The following is a 19,016-nucleotide window of genomic DNA, read 5'->3' on the forward strand; positions in this document are numbered from 1 at the left end:
TCCCGTTAACCACATTTCCACTTTATTGATCTTGTATTGCAGCGCTTCCTGCAATGTTTCATTCATTTTCTTTAATGAGTTTATATGCCCGTGTCCACATCAATAGTATCACGTATTTCAGCGTTTATTAAATTATTTCGTATAGCCGTTGCCGGTACTGAAAAGGAATTTACTACCGGCAGTATTAACCGCGCCATTTTTCTGCTGTCTATCCCTATGATCCTGGAGATGGCGATGGAATCTTTATTTGCCGTGGTGGATATATTTTTCGTCAGCCACCTTGGTATCAATGCCATCACTACCGTAGGTTTAACAGAGTCTGTACTCACCCTGGTGTATACCTGCAGTATGGGTTTAAGTATGGCAGCTACTGCTGTTGTGGCGAGAAGAACCGGCGAGAAGAATCCGGACGAAGCCGCGCATGCTGCCGTGCAGGCCATTTATATTGCACTGGCTATTACGGTTGTCATCGGTATTGCAGGAATATTGTTTGCGAAAAATATTCTTGCTGTAATGGGGGCTTCGCAAGAAGTCATAGCTTACGGTCACGTATATACGAAAATATTGATCGGTGGCAATGTTGTTATTGTGTTGCTGTTTCTGATCAACGGTATTTTCAGGGGAGCCGGCGATGCTGCGCTGGCGATGCGTTCGCTCTGGATTGCAAACGGATTGAATATTATCCTCTGCCCATTGCTGATTACAGGCCCGGGTCCTTTACCCGCATTGGGCCTGAAAGGCGCAGCCCTGGCTACTTTCATTGGCCGTGGTGCAGGTGTTGCCTATCAGCTGTATCATCTGTTTGGTGGTAAAAACCTGATACGTATTGCCCGCAGGCATCTGTTACCCGACGGCAAAGTGATGGCTGCTATCCTGAAGATTGCGGCCGGCGGAACAGCGCAGATGCTGATTGCTTCTGCCAGCTGGATTTTCCTGGTGCGTATCATCTCCCACTTCGGCAAGGATGCTGTTGCTGGCTATACGATTGCTATCAGGGTAGTGATATTTACTATTCTGCCTGCCTGGGGAATGGCCAACGCTGCGGCTGCGCTGGTCGGTCAGAATCTGGGCGCACAGCAGCCAGACCGCGCTGAACGCTCTGTATGGCGGGCGGCATTCCTGAATATGATTTTTCTGGGTATTGTTGCCATTGTATTTCTCACCGCAGCGCCGGTTATTATAAGGCTGTTCACAGAAGAACCGGTAGTTGTAAACTATGGCGTGCAATGCCTGCGGCTGATGAGCCTTGGCTACGTGTTTTACGCCTATGGCATGGTTATCACCCAGGCCTTTAACGGTGCAGGTGATACGAAAACGCCTACACTGATTAATCTGTTCTCCCTCTGGATGTGGCAGATGCCCCTGGCCTGGATATTGGCTATATGGTTCAATGCAGGCCCGCAGGGCGTATTCTGGGCCATCGCCATCTCTGAGTCAACCGTAGCTGTGGTGGGCATTTTCCTGTTCCGCAGAGGTACCTGGAAACATATAAAGATTTAGTTTACGCTTTCTGCATAAGTAATTACCTTTGCCTGATTTTGCATTAAACCTAACACTAATAAACACCAGAAAAACAATATGTCACTCACAGTCGTAGGCACTATGGCGTTCGATGAAATTGAAACGCCCTTTGGGAAATCAGGTAAAATTATCGGTGGTTCTGCTACTTATATCGCGTGGGCAGCTTCCAACTTTGTAAAGCCTATCAATCAGGTTTCTGTAGTTGGCGAAGACTTTCTGCAGTCCGAACTGGATGCACTGACTGCCAAAGGCGTTGCATTGGATGGCGTACAGATCAAGAAAGGCGAAAAATCTTTCTACTGGTCCGGTAAATATCATATGGATATGAACACCCGCGATTCACTGGTAACAGATCTCAACGTGCTGGCCGATTTCAACCCGGTTATTCCTGAAAGCTACCAGGGAAGCGAATTCCTGATCCTGGGTAACTTAACGCCACAGGTGCAGATGAGCGTACTGGATCAGCTGAAGGTAAGACCTAAGCTGATTGTGATGGACACCATGAACTTCTGGATGGAAGTAGCGCTGGATGACCTGCTGAAAGTGCTGAAGAAAGTGGACGTATTGATGGTGAATGACAGTGAAGCGCGTCAGCTGAGCGGTGAATATTCCCTCGTGAAAGCTGCCCGCAAAATCCTGACCATGGGCCCCCGTTACCTGATTATCAAGAAAGGTGAACATGGCGCGCTGTTGTTCCACGAGAACCATGTTTTCTTTGCTCCTGCTATGCCGCTGGACGATGTATACGATCCAACCGGCGCCGGCGATACTTTCGCAGGCGGCTTTATCGGTCACCTGGCTAAAACAAAGGATGTTTCTTTCGAGAACATGAAAACAGCCATCATCATCGGTTCTGCCATGGCGTCTTTCTGCGTGGAAAAATTCGGTACTGAACGTCTGAGAGAAGTAACCCAGGAAGAAATCTCTGCCCGCCTCGAACAATTTGTTCAGCTGGTAAACTTTGACATCGACCTGGTTTAGTACCATTTCATTATTTGGTTATTTGAGATTTTGAATAAAATAGAGAAGCCCCCTGAACTGCTCAGGGGGCTTCTCTATTTTATTCAAAATCTCAAATAACCAAATAACTAAATAAAAATGCTGTTGAGGATGGAGGCGAGTCTTACACCACCTTTCAGGAGCTGTTGATTCAGATCGTTCAGGAATACGTAGTTATAACGGTAGCTGAGCTTGGAATCCGGTTTGGTATAGCCGTAGATCCTGTCTGCCAGCAGATGAGATTCAAACATCCAGTCTGCAATGGAACCGCTCTGCATGATTTTCACCTGCTGAGGGGTGGCAATATCAATGGCTTTGGTGTATTCGGTGTAGCTGAGCTGCTGAAAATCAATGAGGTGTTCATCCCATACCCGGTGCAGGTTGGAAGGCTTGTCGAACCACATCACATTGATTTTGTTACCACCCTGATCTTCGTCTCTGCCAACATGCAGGGGCATGTGCATATCACCGATCATATGTGCCAGAAAAGTGAGGGCAAACCATTTCTTATCTGCCGCCAGGCGCGTATTTTTCAGGTCTTTCATCATGGCCTGCGTCTGGGTGTAGAGGTTTTCGCCGGTGGCAGCTTTCAGCATACCGTCAAAGGTAGTCCTGTCAACGCCTCCGGGGAAATCCAGGTAATGCCAGCGGTTGGTATTGTCGTATTGATGCGTGGTGTCCGATTTGATGAAATCAGGCCAGTTGGCGATCATCGCAAGACTTTGTCCGCCCAGGATGTTGGCTACTGCCTTCCTGGCTTTGGGAGTCAGGTGTTGCCAGGCAATTTCCGCTACAATGCGGTGACCGTTCGGCCCCCAGGCAAAGCTGGCCAGCGGCAGTAAAAAGGCCACTACAAGGCCAGTCAGCATTTTTTTTCTCATAAGTAAGTCCTTGATTGAAGCTGCAAAATTAAAGCATCTTTTTTTAACACTTTAAGATGCCGGTTCTTTAGTATTTTTACATACTTCTCAAACGATTCATCAATTATGTCATTTCAGATACATGCGCCTTATGCTCCTGCTGGTGACCAGCCGGAAGCAATCAAACAATTAACCGAGGGGCTGAACAGTGGAGAACAATACCAAACCCTGCTGGGGGTGACCGGCTCCGGAAAAACCTTTACAGTTGCCAATGTTATCCAGAATGTACAACGTCCTACCCTTGTGCTCACCCATAATAAAACCCTGGTAGCCCAGTTATATGGGGAACTGAAACAGTTCTTCCCGGATAATGCGGTAGAGTATTTCGTGTCCTATTACGATTATTATCAGCCGGAGGCTTATATGCCTGTCAGCGATACCTATATTGAAAAAGATCTGGCTATCAATGAGGAATTGGATAAACTACGTCTGAAAGCCACGTCTAACCTGCTTTCCGGCCGGAGAGACATCATTGTGGTGGCCAGCGTTTCCTGTATCTATGGTATGGGTAACCCGACGGAATATGAGAAAGGTATCATCCGTATTCAACGGGGGATGACTTTCAGCCGCAATGCTTTCCTGCACGGACTGGTAAATTCCCTGTATTCCCGTACTACCGGCGATTTCAACAGAGGAAATTTCCGGGTGAAAGGCGATACCGTAGATATTAACCTGCCTTATGTTGATTTCGGTTACAGAATTACGTTTTTCGGAGATGAAATCGAAGAAATAGAAAGCATAGATGTGCAGAACGGAAAACGTATCAGTACCATGGAGAATGCAGCCATTTTCCCGGCCAACCTTTACCTGGCGCCGAAAGATATTATGCAGCAGGTGCTGTATGAAATTCAGGACGAGCTGCATGCACAGGTAGATTATTTCAAGGCCAATGGCAAGCTGATAGAAGCACAGCGTTTATCCGAACGCGTGAACTATGATGTGGAAATGATCCGGGAACTGGGTTTCTGCAGTGGTATCGAGAACTATTCCCGTTTTCTGGACCGCCGGCGGCCGGGTGACCGCCCGTTCTGTCTGATGGACTTCTTCCCGAAAGATTTCCTGCTGGTAATAGATGAAAGCCATGTGACCATCCCGCAGATAGGCGGTATGTACGGGGGCGACCGCTCGCGTAAGCTGAACCTGGTAGAATTTGGTTTCCGCCTGCCTTCCGCTATGGATAACCGCCCGCTGAATTTCTATGAGTTCGAGAACCTGGTACCGCAGGCTATTTTTGTAAGCGCCACGCCGGGAGAATATGAATTAAAGAAAACCGAAGGTATAGTAGTAGAGCAGGTGGTGCGCCCTACGGGGCTGCTGGAGCCGCCTATTGAAGTGAGGCCCAGTGTAAACCAGGTGGACGACCTGCTGGAAGAGATAGACAAACGCGTACAGAAGGGCGACCGCGTACTGGTGACTACCCTTACCAAGCGTATGGCCGAAGAAATGGATAAGTACCTGGGACGCATCAATATTAAATCCCGTTACATCCACTCTGAGGTGGATACACTGGAACGTATTGAGATCCTGCGCGACCTGCGGCTGGGAAATATTGATGTGCTGGTAGGAGTAAACCTGCTGAGAGAGGGGTTGGATTTGCCGGAAGTATCGCTGGTTGCTATTCTGGATGCTGATAAGGAAGGGTTCCTGCGTGATGAGCGTTCACTGACGCAGACCGCCGGACGTGCCGCGCGTAATGTGGACGGGCTGGTGATTTTCTATGCAGATAAAATGACGGACAGTATGCAGCGGACGATCGATGAAACAGACCGTCGCCGGGAAAAGCAGGCTGCTTACAATGTAGAGCATAATATTGTACCAAGAACGGTGCGTAAGACGAAGGAACAGATCCTGGGACAGACATCCGTACTGGAAATCAAGCATTTTGATGAGCAGTCGCCATATGCTGTACATGATGAAGTAACGCTGGTGGCTGAGGATGCGATGGAGTATGCGAAAGGTGCTTCTGCGGGGGCTAAGACGATCCCGCAGCTGGAGAAGGCTATTACGAAGGTGAAGAAAGATATGGAGAAGGCTGCCCGTGATCTTGATTTTATGGAGGCCGCGCGGTTACGCGATCAGATGTTTGCTATGGAGCGGGAACTGCAGGAGATGAAGCAATAAGTGATACTTCTTTCAAAACATTATATAGAATTATTTATAATATCATATTGTGATTTTAAATAATGAAATATTATTGTGATTATATATAAAGTATTATAAAACAAATAATAAGACAGCATGTTTCTACATTGCTGTAACATCTTGCCCACCTGATTTTTGAAAAATGCTAACTTCTATTCATACTGTTCATATTTATTTGATAATCAATTAACAAGAGTTAATGTTATCGATTGCATTATTTCAATATAATCTCTCTGAATAGAATTAATATTATTATTTTATATTATATAATTGACTTAATCCTAATTTATACCCTCTAAATTCAATTTTTTCTATTTTTAAGGCCTTCTATTTGATGTTTTAAATTCCGGATATACTTTTATTTAAGAAATTTAAAAATCAAATGCTATGAAGAAAAACGCATTCCAAGACTATCTACCCTTTATTTTTCTGGCGATAGTAGCAATAATTGGAATTTTTATTCCGGCTATCCCCAATTTTTCAGATGTAAGTAAATATAATACTGCTGACATCGCCTGGATTCTGGTTGCCTCTTCCCTGGTATTTCTGATGACTCCCGGTTTATCCTTCTTTTACGGAGGCATGGTAAACAGGAAGAATGTAATTTCTACCATGATGCAGAGCTTTATAGCCACAGGGCTGATCAGTGTGGTATGGGTAGTAGTTGGTTTCAGTCTGGCATTTGGAAAATCATATAATGGTATTATCGGTGACCCCACCACTTTTTTTATGTTCAGAAATGTAGGGTCGGGCGCCCCGTGGAGCCTGGCCCCCACTATTCCGCTGCTGCTGTTTGCGCTCTTCCAGATGAAGTTTGCCATTATTACGCCGGCGCTGGTAGTGGGTGCGGTAGCGGAAAGAATCCGTTTTACCTCTTATGTATTGTTTATGGTATTGTTCAGCTTACTGGTGTATGCGCCAATTGCGCATTGGACCTGGCATCCGGAGGGTATACTCTTCAAACTTGGTGTGCTGGACTTTGCCGGTGGTACCGTGGTACATATTTCTGCCGGTTGTGCAGCACTGGCGGGTGCGCTCGTACTGAAACGCAGGAAAGATCATTTAGAGAAGAAAGAGCTGCAGCCTGCCAATATTCCTTTTGTACTGTTAGGTACCGGCCTGCTGTGGTTTGGCTGGTTCGGATTCAACGCCGGTTCTGCACTGGGCGCTAATGCCCTGGCTGCAACAGCCTTTGCAACCACTAACACGGCTACTGCTGCCGCTGGTTTGTCCTGGGTATTTTTTGATGTGCTGCGCGGAAGAAAACCGTCGGCGCTTGGTTTTTGTATCGGCGCAGTGGTAGGCCTTGTGGCTGTTACGCCTGCTGCCGGATTTGTTGCTATCCCGCAAAGTATATTCATCGGATTTATTGCTGCCATTATCTCCAATGTGGCTGTACACTGGAAATCTAAAACCAGCATCGACGATACGCTGGATGTGTTCCCCTGCCACGGCCTGGGAGGTATGGTAGGTATGCTGCTCACCGGCATCTTTGCTACCAAAGCGATGAACGACGCCGGTAACAACGGCTGGCTTTACGGCAACTTTGAACTGTTCAAGAATCAGGTGCTGGGGTTATTGCTGGTGGTAAGCTACAGTTTTGTAGTATCGATGGGTATCTTCAAACTGATCAATTTTATACACCCGCTGCGCGTATCGGAAGATGAAGAGGCACTTGGACTGGATCTTACGCAGCACAACGAAAACTATCACCCTGCATTGATGTCGGTTACCGGAACCGGCTCACTCAAAGAAGAGGATGAACTGGTTCATTCCTGAAAAGCACCTGCTTTATCAGTTTATAGTGAAAAAATGTTCTTTGAGTCCGATGCTGATCTGTATAAACTTTATTAAAACGTAGCAACCATATACGTTTTGAAAGATCTGGAATGGATAATTAATAGCGATGTTGCTGTAACCGGTGAAACCTGCTGTTAAACTTACCGTTATTGATTATCCATTCCTTCTATTCCTGCGCATGCACGCTCCCCAAAACAACACGCAAGAAAAGGCCGCATATCATTACTTACCATTTTATCAACCAAATTCATAAGTACATGAAACGAATGCTAACGACCTTATTCGCTTTGGGTAACGCTGCCGTTGCCTGGTCTCAATCTGCCGATTCCTTGCCGGCGCCGGGTTTCAGGTTATCCGGATCTGCTGATGTGTATTACAAGTATAACCTGAACAATAATTATACAGACAATAAAACCAGCTTCACCAATTCACATAATTCCTTTGAACTGGGTATGGTATCACTCAAGGTGGAGCATGGGTTTAAGAAAGGAAGCATCGTGGCAGATGTGGGCTTTGGTAAAAGAGCCGGCGATTTTTCCTACAACGACGTACCGGCGCCTTCTACCGGCTTATCGATGGCAATTAAGCAGCTGTTTGTTTCTTATCAGCTGACAGAAAAAATTAAGCTGAGCCTCGGTAGCTACGCCACCCACGTGGGGTATGAGCTGGTAGATGCTTATCTGAACCGGAATTACAGCATGAGCTACATGTTCAGTTACGGCCCTTTTTTTCATACCGGGGTTAAGGCAGATATTACATTAACTTCTTCCCTGAGCGCTATGGTAGGCGTTTTTAATCCTACCGATCTTAAATCAGTCACCTTAAACAGTCATAAATATATCGGAGCGCAATTAGGTTTTGCGCCTGCAGAAACGCCTGTGAAGTTATACCTCAACTACCTGGAGGGCAAGGATACGCTGGGAGTGCAGAATCATCAGGCAGATGTGGTAGCTACCTATCAGGTTAACAAAGTGCTGGGGCTGGGATATAATGGTACCTACAGTACCTACCTGGACACCCGCACCAGCAAAGAAGAGCGTAGTAACGTCAGCTGGTGGGGATCAGCGCTGTATGTGAATTGTGATTTTACGGATAAATTCGGACTTACGGTGCGTGGGGAATATTTCAGTGATAAGGATGGACTGAAAGTTTTTGGGGCAGTGCCTGCTGGTGGTGATGTTATTGCAGGTACCTTGTCATTTTCCTATAAGGCAGGAAACCTGACTATTATTCCGGAATTCAGGTTGGATAAGGCTTCTGCGGATATTTTTACCAGATCTGGCGGCAGCCCTTCCCGGATTACTTCTAATGTTTTGCTGGCGGCTGTGTATCATTTCTAGTATTTACAAGGGCTCGTATATATTGAAAGAATAGCAACGGAAACCTCAACCGGAGAACCATCCAGACGGATGGTTTTTCCCGTCAGTATATTTGTCCCATTCGATTTTCATCATAACTTCATGTGCATTATCTTGCTATAAAAACAAAAGCGATGTTACAACCTTCCACGTTGAAATTTTTGAAATCACTCAGGCTGAATAATAACAAGGTGTGGTTTGACGAGCATAGAGAGGCCTACCTGACAGCGAAAACTGATTTTGAGAATATGGTACAGCAGCTGATAGATGGTATGGCGAAACAGGACCCTGCGATGGCAGGTCTGCAGCTGAAAGACTGTGTTTTTCGTATATATAAGGACGTTAGGTTCTCAAAAGATAAAACGCCTTATAAGGCACACCTCGCCGCCTCGTTTCAATCCGGCGGAAAGAAATCTACGCTGGCAGGTTATTACTTTCACCTGGAACCGGGCGGCAACAGCTTCGCCGGGGGCGGCCTGTGGATGCCACCTGCACCGCAGCTGAAAAAAGTGCGGCAGGAAATAGACTATAACTTCGAGGAATTTGAACAAATCATTTCCGGTAAGGAGTTTATCAGGCACTTTGGTAAAATTGAAGGAGAAGCCCTGAAAACGGTCCCCCAGGGTTATCAGGCCGACAACCCCGCCATTGCTTACCTCAAATTAAAAAGCCTCCTGATGTCTCATCCGTTCACTGATGATGCCTGCGTACAGCCTTCCCTGGTAAGGGATATTTTGAAATCATTTTCACTGATGCAACCCGTTATTCAATTCCTGAACAGGGCCATGGACTGAGTTTGTTTTTTTATTTACTTATTTGAGATTTGGTCATTTGAAATGCGGCGGAAATGCTTAGAACAATATCCGCTGTTATCTCAGCTGCATTTCAAATGAATAAATCTCAAATAAACAAATAAACAAATGAATCAGTTTTTGTGGATGAGAAATTCGAACGGACGAGCCTTCCGGTTCTTTAACAGGTTTTCTTTATCCGTACGCGCATGGGCAAAGCGCTGATTATACACATTAGCCACCTCAATAATAGGAATGATTCCATCCAGTGTATCCTGCTGATCAACGATGTTCATTATACGGGATACCTGTGAGGAGAAATTTGTGCTCCACTCTTCGGTAAACTTGTGCATTAACAAAAGCTCACGATTGGTGTTGGTTTTCATAGGATTAAAGGGTGTTTTCTGATTAGAAAATAACGAAAATACTCTGCATCACTCTAAAATTGGACTACTCTTTTTGCAAAAAGCTTAGTTGGCATAGGATTATTACTTTCAAAATTGGATTTTATAAACCACAAATCAATACTACTTCCGTGTAATTTTTACACTTTGAATGTTATGGTTTTATGAAAAGTGTAAAAAAAAGCAAGCGGTAAGACGCTTGCTTTTAATGAGTTATGAATTTGTTTTCGTATAGTCATATACGATGGATACGTTTACAGGTCATTAGAGGCCCTAATTACATAGCACAACAGTATGATTATAACCAGTTTTTTTGCTGCAAATATTCTGCAATCTGCACCGCATTAGTTGCAGCGCCCTTACGCAGATTGTCTGCCACAATCCACATATTCACGGTGTTAGGCTGCGTTTCGTCCCTGCGGATACGGCCAACGAATACCTCGTCTTTATCATGCGCATCCTTCGGCATCGGGTACAATGCCCTGGAAGGATCATCTACCACTATAACACCCGGCGTCTGTGCCAGTAAGCCGCGTACATCGTTTACCTCGTATGCATTTTCGAATTCGATGTTTACAGATTCGCTGTGGCCGCCCATAACTGGTATACGTACAGTCGTGGCCGTTACCAGGATCTGGTCATCGCCCATAATTTTCTTCGTCTCATTCACCATCTTCATCTCTTCTTTCGTATAGCCGTTATCGAGAAATACATCGATCTGGGGAATAACGTTGAGATCTATCGGGTAAGCATAGGCCATTTCGCCGCTGATACCCTGTCTTTCGTTCATGAGCTGGGTAACAGCCTTCACGCCGGTACCGGTTACTGACTGATAGGTGGATACCACTACCCTTTTGATTTTATATTTTTCATGCAGTGGTTTTAGTACCAGCACCATCTGGATGGTAGAGCAGTTAGGGTTGGCAATGATTTTATCTTCCTGAGTCAGTGCAGCGCCGTTTACTTCAGGCACCACCAGCTTTTTGGAAGGGTCCATTCTCCAGGCGCTGGAGTTATCGATTACAGTAATACCTGCAGCCGCAAACTTAGGCGCCCATTCCAGGGAAGTGCTGCCGCCGGCAGAGAAAATAGCTACGTTAGGCTGCATGGAAATAGCCGTATCAGCACTCACCACCTTCCACTGCTTGCCCTTAAATGTTACTTCCTTACCAACGGACTTCTCAGAAGCCACGGGAATCAATTCAGTGACGGGGAAATTTCTTTCCGTTAACACCTGTAACATTTTTGAGCCTACCAGTCCGGTAGCTCCTACTACGGCAACTTTCATTTTGTTTTACATTTTAAATTTTGGAGACCCAAAATTAATATATACAACCCTCTTTTCATAGTAAAGTGATTTATTTATTCCATTAAGATGTAATTAACATCCGGACACGTTAATATCAGTATGTTTGAATACCCCAAAAATGTAAAATATGTTACTGACCATTGTTTGCTGGATGGCGGCTTGTCTGCCAGTTCCCGATACTACCCGGCCCCACATCTATGATGCCGTGATTCACGAGATAATGCCTAAACCAACACCCGTAGCCGGACTGCCTCCGTTCGAATATATAGAGCTGCGGAATAGCAGCACTCATACACTGCAGCTGCACTACTGGCGCCTGGTTATAAATAAACGGGAAGCCGTGCTGCCGGCCTGTCTGCTGCCGCCGGATAGTATGGTGGTATTGTGCGCTCCTGCTGCGGCAGACAGCTTTCATATTCCCAATGTGCTGGCGGTTGACCGCTTCCCTGCACTGACAGATGATTCCGGCACTGTAGCGCTGTATAATGCCTCCCGGCAGGTGATGCACGCAGTGGCCTATCAGCAGCACTGGTACGGACAAACGAAAAAGGCCGGTGGTGGTTACAGCCTGGAAATGAAAGATGTGTCCCTGCCCTGCTCCGGCCGGCTTAACTGGCAGCCCTCCCTGGCAGCCGCCGGAGGCACTCCCGGCCGCTATAATACAGTGGCAGAAAAAATAACAGATGCCACCAGGCCGGATCTGTATTTTACAGAGATGCCCGACAGTATTCACCTGATATTGCACTTCAGTAAAACACTGGATAGTGCCGTGGCTGCAAATCCGTTACGGTACAACATAACAGGTGCCTCCATAAAATCCGCGACGGTCATCCCTCCGCTTTTCAAACAGGTACTACTGGAACTGGCCGCTCCGGTTGGTACTGCTGTTTGTAACCTGACTGCTACCGGTGTTACCGATTGTACAGGCAATGAAAGCCTCCTGCAAAACAACCTGTCATTTGCCCGCCCGCAGATGCCTGCACCGGCGGATGTTGTCATCAGCGAACTACTGTTTAATGCGCCTTCCGGCGTTCCGGAATTCATAGAGGTGTATAACCGCAGTAACAAGGCGATAGATGCCGGACAGCTGCGCCTGTGCGCCAGAAAGACAGACGGCAGTCCCGGGCCTGTAAAGAAAATAACTGCCGGCAGCCGTATCCTGATGCCAGGTCAATACCTGGCCTGTACTACCGCGGCGGATCAGCTTTGCGATTACTACATATGCCGGCAACGGCAACAGATACAGGAAACAGGCAGCCTGCCTTCCATGCCTGCGGCGGCAGGAGCATTGCTGCTGCTGCGGGCAGACAGCCAGGTGATAGACGCCGTACAATACACAGCGGCCATGCACCTGGAACTGGCTACACAACAGAAAGGCGTATCGCTGGAAAGACTGGATAATAATAAACCGGCAGCGGAGCCGGGTAATTGGTTGTCTGCCGCAGGAACAGCGGGTTACGCAACGCCCGGTTATGAAAACTCGCAACAATGGCGGGAAGCGGATACTTTTGTTTCCCTGACGCCGGCGCTCTTCTCGCCCGACAACGACGGTACTGATGATGAAGCCCGGCTCACCTATCAGCTACCGGAGCCCGGATGGATTGGCAATGTGACAGTTTTTGACGCTGGTGGCAGGCCCGTACGCTATCTTGCCAGAAATATCATGCTCGGAAATAAAGGTTGTATGACCTGGAACGGAGTTGGAGAAAATGCAGTACTTTTGCCGCCAGGGATTTATATATTTTTAATAGAGATATTTAACCTCAAAGGCCGGGTGAAACGCTGGAAACAGAGTCTGGTCATGGCACGAAAGTTGAGTTGATGCCAGCCCCTTGCTAATGGCATTTTTTTGTGAAAATTTGTCAGCGGGCAATCTATTATAATTATTTATATTTGCGCTTCCTAAAAATTTGAACATGCAGTACAGAGAAATTGTTGCAGTAACCGGATTGGGCGGTTTGTTTCAGTTAATTGCCAGTAAACAAGATGGCGCCATCGTTAGGTCACTGGAAGATAAAAGTACAAGGTTTGTATCTTCCCGCGTGCATAATTTTACTCCACTGGAAAGTATTGAAGTTTTCACCACCGGCGAGAACGTAAACCTGGCAGAAGTTTTCAAAGCTATGGAGGAAAAAGCAGGTGCTTTCCCACCGGCTGATGGTAAAGCTGATAATAATGCTATCAAAGCTTATTTCAAGAACGTATTTCCTGAATTCGATGAAGACAGGGTATATGTGAGCGATATGAAGAAAATGGTGAAATGGTTCGGTATCCTCAAAGCAAATGATCTGCTGAAATTTGAGGAAATCCTGGCCGACGGTGAGGAAGAAGTTGAAGAGGTAGCTGAAGAAGCTGCACCAGTTGCGGAGAAAAAGAAAAAAGCCGCACCGGCTGCTGATGCTGCTGAAGAAGCTACAGAAGAAAAACCAAAGAAACCACGCGCCAAAAAAGCGGCTGCTGAAGAAGGTGCTGAAGAGAAACCTAAGAAAGCAAAAGCTAAAAAAGAAGACGCGCCAGCTGCTGAAGGTGAAGAACCTAAAAAAGTAGCCAAACCTCGCAAGAAAAAAACCGAAGAATAATGATCATTTGAGATTTATTCATTTAGTTATTTGAGATTTAAAAAAATGCAGCGGAGATTTAAATTATGAATTAAGAATTTAAATCTCTGCTGCATTTTTCAAAATCTCAAATAATAAAATAACCAAATAACTAAATAATCCAGGCTTCTGTGTCACCGGTATTTCCGGTTACCAGGAGCCTGGATTGTTTACAAAATGTGCTGCCGGAAACTTAAAAATCAGTAATTTCCAAATTCCGGAAATCCGAAAACAATTAATTATGAACGCAGATATAAAAAAACTTCCCCGTCACTTTTTGCCTGAGTCATTTACAGTGACTACCTGGGATGCGCTGCAACCTTACTTTGAAAAATTGCAGCAGCGCGAAATCAACAACGTAACCGGGCTGGAACAGTGGCTGAAAGATATGAGCGAACTGGAAGCAGTAATAAGCGAAGATGCCTGCTGGCGCCAGATACGCATGACATGCGATACTACCAGTAAAGAACTGGAAGAAGCATTCACCTACTTCTGTATGGAAATCCAGCCCAGGCTGCAACCCTACGCGGATGCGCTCAATAAAAAACTGCTGGACAGCCCCTTCCTGAAAGACCTCGATCAGGAACTCTACAAAACATATCTCCGCAATGTAAAGAAACAGGTGAAACTGTTCCGCGAAGAGAATGTGCCCATACAGGCTGAACTGAGTGTTATGGCCCAGCAATACGGAGTGATAGCCGGTAAAATGACGATCACTGTTAACGGGCAGGAATACACGCTGCAGCAGGCGGCCAAATTCCTGGAAAAGGAAGACCGCGCACTGAGAGAAGAAGTATTCACGAAAACAGGTGCCCGCAGGCTGCAGGATAAAGACGCGCTGGATAAACTCTACACCGGCCTGGTACAGAAACGCGATCAGGTGGCCAGAAACGCAGGCTTCGCCAACTACCGCGATTATAAGTTTGAAGAACTGGGCCGCTTTGACTATACCAAAGAAGACAGCTTCCAGTTTCATGATGCTATCAAAGCGCATATTGTGCCACTGGTGCAGCAAATCCTGGAGAAACAAAAAGCCAAACTGAAAGTAGATAAATTAAAACCCTGGGATACAGAAGCCGAACCAGCCGGTATTAAGCCCCTGGAGCCATTCCAGACCGGCGATGAACTGGTAAACAAAGCTATCGCTACCTTCGATGAACTGGGCCCCTTCTTCGGCGACTGCCTGCGGGTAATGAAAACCATGGGACGCCTGGATCTCGAAAGCCGTATTGGTAAAGCCCCCGGAGGATATAACTGTCCGCTTGCTGAAACCGGCGTACCATTTATTTTCATGAACGCCGCCGGTCAGATGAAAGATCTGACTACCATGGTCCATGAAGGCGGCCACGCGGTACACTCCTTCCTGAGCCATAATCTTCCGCTCAGCGCCTTCAAGGAATACCCGATGGAAATTGCTGAAGTAGCCAGCATGAGCATGGAACTGTTCACCATGGACTACTGGAACATCTTCTTTGATGATGCAGAACAGCTGCGCCGCGCCAGACTACAGCAACTGGAACGTGCTATTATCATCTTCCCGTGGATAGCTACTATTGATAAGTTCCAGCACTGGATCTATGAGCATCCGCAACATACGGTTGAAGAACGTACAGCTAAATGGGTGGAAATACTGAATGAATTCTCTCCTTCCGTTGTGGATTGGAGCGGTCATGAAGATTACAAGGCTATCACCTGGCAGAAGCAGCTGCACCTCTTTGAAGTACCGTTCTACTATATTGAATACGGTATAGCCCAGCTGGGCGCTATTGCCATGTGGAAGCAATACAAAGAGAATAAACAGCAGGCGCTTGATAACTACGTACAGGCATTAAGTTTAGGTAATACCAGAACTTTACCTGAACTGTACAAAGCAGCAGGTATCAGGTTCGATTTCTCTCCGGCTTATGTAAAGGAGCTGGCCGATTTTGTGAAACAGGAAATAGAAAAACTCTAGTCTTCCGGCTAAAAAATATAAGGCAGGTTTGTTGCGGCAAACCTGCTTTTTTATTGACAGGCATAACAGGTAACAAAAAGCCGCAGGAAGCATTGCTCCCTGCGGCTTTGATATAACAGCAATAAATTTATTTACAGGACTTGCATACGCCGCTTACAATCACTTCCACATTGCTGGCTGCATAGCCTTTAGGCAGCTGTATCTGCGGAATATCAGTATCGTCCAGGCAAATGGTGGTGCCGCACTCCTCACACTTGAAGTGAACATGATGATCGTGGTGATCGTGTTCGGAGCATTCCGATTTGCATACTGCATAGCGTATGGACGTATCTGTAGTGGGTATTTTGTGAATGATGCCTTTGTCAAGAAATGTTTGCAGGGTACGATAAACCGTAACCCGGTCAAATGATTTGCCTGCCAGCTTTTCAAAATCGCTGTGTTCCAGTGCGCCGTTACTTTTCATGAACAGTTCCAGGATCTTGGTCCGGGTTTCGGTTACGCTCAGTTTACTGTCACGCAGCAAGGTGCCTATTCTTTCTGTAATTTGTTGTTTTGTGGCCATGATGAAAAAACTTTATTCTTCCATTAATCGGTCTATATCGTTCATCAGTTTATTTACATCCTGCAGTTTGGTGCCTTCGTACAGGCCGCGAATCTGCCCTGCTTTATCTACCAGTGCAAACCATTGGGTATGAACGAAGTCTTCGTCGCCGGTATAAGTGCCGTCATCTACCAGATAGCCCTGTCTGGCCAGGCGGTATAATTCTTTCTTCTCGCCTGTCAGGAACCACCAGTTTTTAGCGTCAGCACCGTGTTTTTCGGCATATGCCTTTAATACCGGTACGCTGTCGTGTTCCGGATCCACGGTATGTGACAGAATCAGGAAGTCGGGTGAATTTTTATATCTGGCGTATACTTTTTCCATATTGGCATTCATCTTCGGACAAATACCCGTACAGGTAGTAAAGAAGTATTCCGCCACATATATTTTGCCCTGTACATCTGCCTTGGTTTTGGTTTTACCTTCCTGGTCCGTAAACGAAAATCCCTGAACGGTATGTCCCGGCGCTCCTAATATCGGTAATTTCTCCTTACCCAGGAAGGTGCCCCGCTCCTGTTTAATCAGATAACCGGCATACCCCAGAAACGCCACACTCAACAATGCAAAAAATGCTATCAATAATTTCGCTTTACTAGACATAGGTAAAATATCCCCTGTTTTGATTCAATATACAAAGGTAGCACATAGTTCACAGATGCTCACCATACAGGTTTGCTTGCACTTCTTTCGCAGGTATGACAGCTGTTTATAGTTTGTTAAAATTTTCATATGAAGAATTTCTTCATTTCCCCGCCGGATATTTTTCCTCCGGAAGTGAAGTTGGTGGCCGATAAAAACCTCTTTCTCCCTGCAAAGATAAAAATAAATTTGCAACATTGTTGCAAATTATTTTAGCTTTGTAAGGGAGAAGAAAAAACGGAGGTATGGGAGAGAATATATCACGCAGGATGAATCTGGATACTTTAGGCATCAGCGCATCATTGTTGTGCGCGGTGCATTGCGCCGTACTGCCCTTGCTGCTGGGCGCGCTGCCATTACTGGGATTTGAGCTGGCAGAAAATGAGATGCTGGAATACGGCTTATTGCTGTTATCGTTTCTGATAGGCTGCATATCGCTGGGCCGCGGATATATCCGGCATCACCGGAGGCTTATGCCACTGCTGTTATTTGCCGCAGGCTTCGCCCTGTTGCTGGCAGGGCATTTTATTCCGCAGGCGGCGCTGGCTGAATATTACCTGATCTGCTTCGGCGCCGCCGGCATCATCGCAGCGCATCTTATCAACCTGCGGCAAAGCAGGCATTGCAGGGTACACAAACACTAACAATATCATCATGAAAAAATTACCTGTTACGGTGCTGAGTGGCTTTCTCGGCGCAGGGAAAACTACGCTCCTGAATCATGTGCTGCACAATCGCGAACAGTTGCGTGTGGCCGTTATTGTTAATGATATGGGCGAAGTGAATATCGATGCGCAGCTGGTGAAGAATGAAAATACCCTGCATAAAACGGAGGAGAAACTGGTGGAGATGAGTAACGGGTGTATCTGCTGTACCCTGCGCGAAGACCTGCTGAAGGAAGTGGCGCAGCTGGCTGCAGAAGGGCGTTTCGACTACCTGCTGATAGAATCCACCGGTATTTCCGAACCCATTCCGGTAGCGCAGACTTTCTGCTACCAGGATGAAGCCAATGGTATTGACCTCAGCGCAGTTAGCCGGCTGGATACCATGGTAACGGTGGTAGACGCCTATAACTTCACGAAAGATTACAGCAGCAGCTCCCTGCTGCAGGATCAGGGGCTGACGGAAGATGAGGCCGACCAGCGTACCATTGTTAACCTCCTTACTGACCAGGTAGAATTTGCCAATGTTATCATCCTGAATAAATGCGACCTGGTAGATGCTGTTCAGCTGGGCAGTCTGAAAGCGCTGCTGCGGAAACTCAACGCCGGCGCACGTATTATTGAATCTGCCTTTGGCCGCGTACCCCTGCCGGAAATACTGAACACCGGCCTGTTTGATTTCGACACCACTTCACAGAGCGCCGGGTGGCAGGCAGAACTGGAGCAGGAGCATACACCGGAAACGCTGGAATACGGGATATCTTCCTTTGTATATCGCAGCCGTAAACCCTTTCATCCGGAAAGGTTCTGGCAGTACATCAATGAACGCTGGCCGGGTAATGTGATCCGCAGCAAAGGGCTTTTCTGGCTGGCTTCCCGTCCCCGCATCGCTGTTAACTGGAGCCAGGCCGGCGGTTCCCTGCGCGCTGAAAAAGCCGGCTACTGGTGGTGTGCTATCCCACGCCGGGAATGGAATGTGGAGGAAGAAACCCGCATGCTGATTACTCAGCGGTGGGACGAGCGCTTTGCCGACCGGTATAACGAACTCGTCATTATTGGCCAGCACCTGGATGTGCACCATATTATAATGGAACTGGATGCCTGCCTCTGTACGGAAAAGGAAGTAACCCGCTACCAGCAGGGAGCAGTATTCGCTGATCCTTTTCCTGTTATTTAGGTTAGTCTAAATAATAATTAAGGTAAGTATAAAAATAGAATACTAGTTTTGTTAAAAATAAATTTCAGTAGCCACATCGGAAGTGAGCCTTTTTGTTACTATCCGGAAAATCCGGTGTGGCTGCTTCATCTACAAGTGATTT

16 protein-coding genes are annotated in these 19,016 nt (G+C 46.6%); 11 read left to right on the plus strand and 5 right to left on the minus strand.

The features are described from left to right. Window positions 1-84: 84 nt before the first annotated feature. Both GWG06_RS07475 and GWG06_RS07480 read left to right on the plus strand, forming a co-directional pair. Window positions 85-1,500 (plus strand): MATE family efflux transporter, encoded by a 1,416-nt coding sequence (locus GWG06_RS07475; protein WP_127037425.1) that lies wholly within the window; start codon window positions 85-87, stop codon window positions 1,498-1,500. A 78-nt stretch (window positions 1,501-1,578) separates the two neighbouring features. Beyond that, window positions 1,579-2,502, plus strand: a complete 924-nt coding sequence (locus GWG06_RS07480) for a PfkB family carbohydrate kinase (RefSeq protein ID WP_127037423.1) — start codon at window positions 1,579-1,581, stop codon at window positions 2,500-2,502. A 107-nt stretch (window positions 2,503-2,609) separates the two neighbouring features. Here the strand turns inward: GWG06_RS07480 and GWG06_RS07485 are convergent, their stop codons facing one another. Continuing rightward, on the minus strand, window positions 2,610-3,401 hold the full coding sequence (locus GWG06_RS07485; protein WP_235938203.1) for a S1/P1 nuclease: 792 nt from the start codon (window positions 3,399-3,401) through the stop codon (window positions 2,610-2,612). 105 nt (window positions 3,402-3,506) lie between these two features. On the opposite strand from GWG06_RS07485, the gene uvrB reads away from it, so the two are divergent. The 4 genes from uvrB (at window position 3,507) to GWG06_RS07505 (ending at window position 9,534) form a co-directional block, all read left to right on the plus strand. Further along, complete coding sequence (uvrB, locus tag GWG06_RS07490) at window positions 3,507-5,561, plus strand: excinuclease ABC subunit UvrB (RefSeq protein ID WP_127044550.1); 2,055 nt, start codon at window positions 3,507-3,509, stop codon at window positions 5,559-5,561. A gap of 408 nt (window positions 5,562-5,969) precedes the next feature. Then, window positions 5,970-7,361 (plus strand): ammonium transporter, encoded by a 1,392-nt coding sequence (locus GWG06_RS07495; RefSeq protein WP_160712347.1) that lies wholly within the window; start codon window positions 5,970-5,972, stop codon window positions 7,359-7,361. A 278-nt stretch (window positions 7,362-7,639) separates the two neighbouring features. Next, window positions 7,640-8,722, plus strand: coding sequence for a porin (locus GWG06_RS07500; protein ID WP_160712349.1), 1,083 nt, complete (start codon window positions 7,640-7,642; stop codon window positions 8,720-8,722). Between the two features lie 152 nt (window positions 8,723-8,874). Next, a complete protein-coding gene (locus GWG06_RS07505; RefSeq protein ID WP_127042885.1) occupies window positions 8,875-9,534 on the plus strand; it encodes a DUF2461 domain-containing protein in 660 nt (219 codons plus the stop codon). Window positions 9,535-9,665: 131 nt separating this feature from the next. Here the strand turns inward: GWG06_RS07505 and GWG06_RS07510 are convergent, their stop codons facing one another. Both GWG06_RS07510 and GWG06_RS07515 read right to left on the minus strand, forming a co-directional pair. Beyond that, a complete protein-coding gene (locus GWG06_RS07510) occupies window positions 9,666-9,917 on the minus strand; it encodes a hypothetical protein (RefSeq protein WP_079471700.1) in 252 nt (83 codons plus the stop codon). Window positions 9,918-10,233: 316 nt separating this feature from the next. Beyond that, on the minus strand, window positions 10,234-11,223 hold the full coding sequence (locus GWG06_RS07515) for an aspartate-semialdehyde dehydrogenase (RefSeq protein WP_127042881.1): 990 nt from the start codon (window positions 11,221-11,223) through the stop codon (window positions 10,234-10,236). A 148-nt stretch (window positions 11,224-11,371) separates the two neighbouring features. On the opposite strand from GWG06_RS07515, the gene GWG06_RS07520 reads away from it, so the two are divergent. The 3 genes from GWG06_RS07520 (at window position 11,372) to GWG06_RS07530 (ending at window position 15,795) form a co-directional block, all read left to right on the plus strand. Continuing rightward, window positions 11,372-13,066 carry a lamin tail domain-containing protein gene (locus tag GWG06_RS07520; protein ID WP_160712351.1) on the plus strand — a complete coding sequence of 565 codons (1,695 nt, stop codon included), beginning with the start codon at window positions 11,372-11,374 and terminating at the stop codon, window positions 13,064-13,066. Window positions 13,067-13,160: 94 nt separating this feature from the next. Beyond that, on the plus strand, window positions 13,161-13,823 hold the full coding sequence (locus GWG06_RS07525; RefSeq protein ID WP_160712353.1) for a DUF5606 family protein: 663 nt from the start codon (window positions 13,161-13,163) through the stop codon (window positions 13,821-13,823). A gap of 259 nt (window positions 13,824-14,082) precedes the next feature. Further along, entirely contained in the window at window positions 14,083-15,795 is a 1,713-nt protein-coding gene (locus tag GWG06_RS07530) for a M3 family oligoendopeptidase (protein WP_160712355.1), read from the plus strand. 127 nt (window positions 15,796-15,922) lie between these two features. Here GWG06_RS07530 and GWG06_RS07535 read toward each other — a convergent pair whose 3' ends face one another. Next, a complete protein-coding gene (locus GWG06_RS07535; RefSeq protein WP_127042873.1) occupies window positions 15,923-16,357 on the minus strand; it encodes a Fur family transcriptional regulator in 435 nt (144 codons plus the stop codon). A 12-nt stretch (window positions 16,358-16,369) separates the two neighbouring features. Continuing rightward, complete coding sequence (locus tag GWG06_RS07540) at window positions 16,370-16,975, minus strand: SCO family protein (RefSeq protein ID WP_235938208.1); 606 nt, start codon at window positions 16,973-16,975, stop codon at window positions 16,370-16,372. Window positions 16,976-17,280: 305 nt separating this feature from the next. Between GWG06_RS07540 and GWG06_RS07545 the strand changes: the two genes are divergently transcribed. Further along, window positions 17,281-17,679, plus strand: coding sequence for a MerC domain-containing protein (locus tag GWG06_RS07545; protein ID WP_160712357.1), 399 nt, complete (start codon window positions 17,281-17,283; stop codon window positions 17,677-17,679). A 10-nt stretch (window positions 17,680-17,689) separates the two neighbouring features. Continuing rightward, window positions 17,690-18,874, plus strand: coding sequence for a GTP-binding protein (locus GWG06_RS07550; protein WP_160712359.1), 1,185 nt, complete (start codon window positions 17,690-17,692; stop codon window positions 18,872-18,874). Window positions 18,875-19,016 lie beyond the last annotated feature (142 nt).

Origin of the sequence: Chitinophaga solisilvae, assembly GCF_009928525.1 — a bacterium.
Taxonomy (GTDB): domain Bacteria; phylum Bacteroidota; class Bacteroidia; order Chitinophagales; family Chitinophagaceae; genus Chitinophaga; species Chitinophaga solisilvae.

What these genes read in the sequence shown, in the direction of transcription:
- GWG06_RS07475 (WP_127037425.1), top strand. Translation starts at nt 85, where the DNA reads ATGCCCGTGTCCACATCAATAGTATCACGTATTTCAGCGTTTATTAAA.
- GWG06_RS07480 (WP_127037423.1), top strand. Translation starts at nt 1,579, where the DNA reads ATGTCACTCACAGTCGTAGGCACTATGGCGTTCGATGAAATTGAAACG.
- GWG06_RS07485 (WP_235938203.1), bottom strand. Translation starts at nt 3,401, where the DNA reads ATGAGAAAAAAAATGCTGACTGGCCTTGTAGTGGCCTTTTTACTGCCG.
- uvrB (WP_127044550.1), top strand. Translation starts at nt 3,507, where the DNA reads ATGTCATTTCAGATACATGCGCCTTATGCTCCTGCTGGTGACCAGCCG.
- GWG06_RS07495 (WP_160712347.1), top strand. Translation starts at nt 5,970, where the DNA reads ATGAAGAAAAACGCATTCCAAGACTATCTACCCTTTATTTTTCTGGCG.
- GWG06_RS07500 (WP_160712349.1), top strand. Translation starts at nt 7,640, where the DNA reads ATGAAACGAATGCTAACGACCTTATTCGCTTTGGGTAACGCTGCCGTT.
- GWG06_RS07505 (WP_127042885.1), top strand. Translation starts at nt 8,875, where the DNA reads ATGTTACAACCTTCCACGTTGAAATTTTTGAAATCACTCAGGCTGAAT.
- GWG06_RS07510 (WP_079471700.1), bottom strand. Translation starts at nt 9,917, where the DNA reads ATGAAAACCAACACCAATCGTGAGCTTTTGTTAATGCACAAGTTTACC.
- GWG06_RS07515 (WP_127042881.1), bottom strand. Translation starts at nt 11,223, where the DNA reads ATGAAAGTTGCCGTAGTAGGAGCTACCGGACTGGTAGGCTCAAAAATG.
- GWG06_RS07520 (WP_160712351.1), top strand. Translation starts at nt 11,372, where the DNA reads ATGTTACTGACCATTGTTTGCTGGATGGCGGCTTGTCTGCCAGTTCCC.
- GWG06_RS07525 (WP_160712353.1), top strand. Translation starts at nt 13,161, where the DNA reads ATGCAGTACAGAGAAATTGTTGCAGTAACCGGATTGGGCGGTTTGTTT.
- GWG06_RS07530 (WP_160712355.1), top strand. Translation starts at nt 14,083, where the DNA reads ATGAACGCAGATATAAAAAAACTTCCCCGTCACTTTTTGCCTGAGTCA.
- GWG06_RS07535 (WP_127042873.1), bottom strand. Translation starts at nt 16,357, where the DNA reads ATGGCCACAAAACAACAAATTACAGAAAGAATAGGCACCTTGCTGCGT.
- GWG06_RS07545 (WP_160712357.1), top strand. Translation starts at nt 17,281, where the DNA reads ATGGGAGAGAATATATCACGCAGGATGAATCTGGATACTTTAGGCATC.
- GWG06_RS07550 (WP_160712359.1), top strand. Translation starts at nt 17,690, where the DNA reads ATGAAAAAATTACCTGTTACGGTGCTGAGTGGCTTTCTCGGCGCAGGG.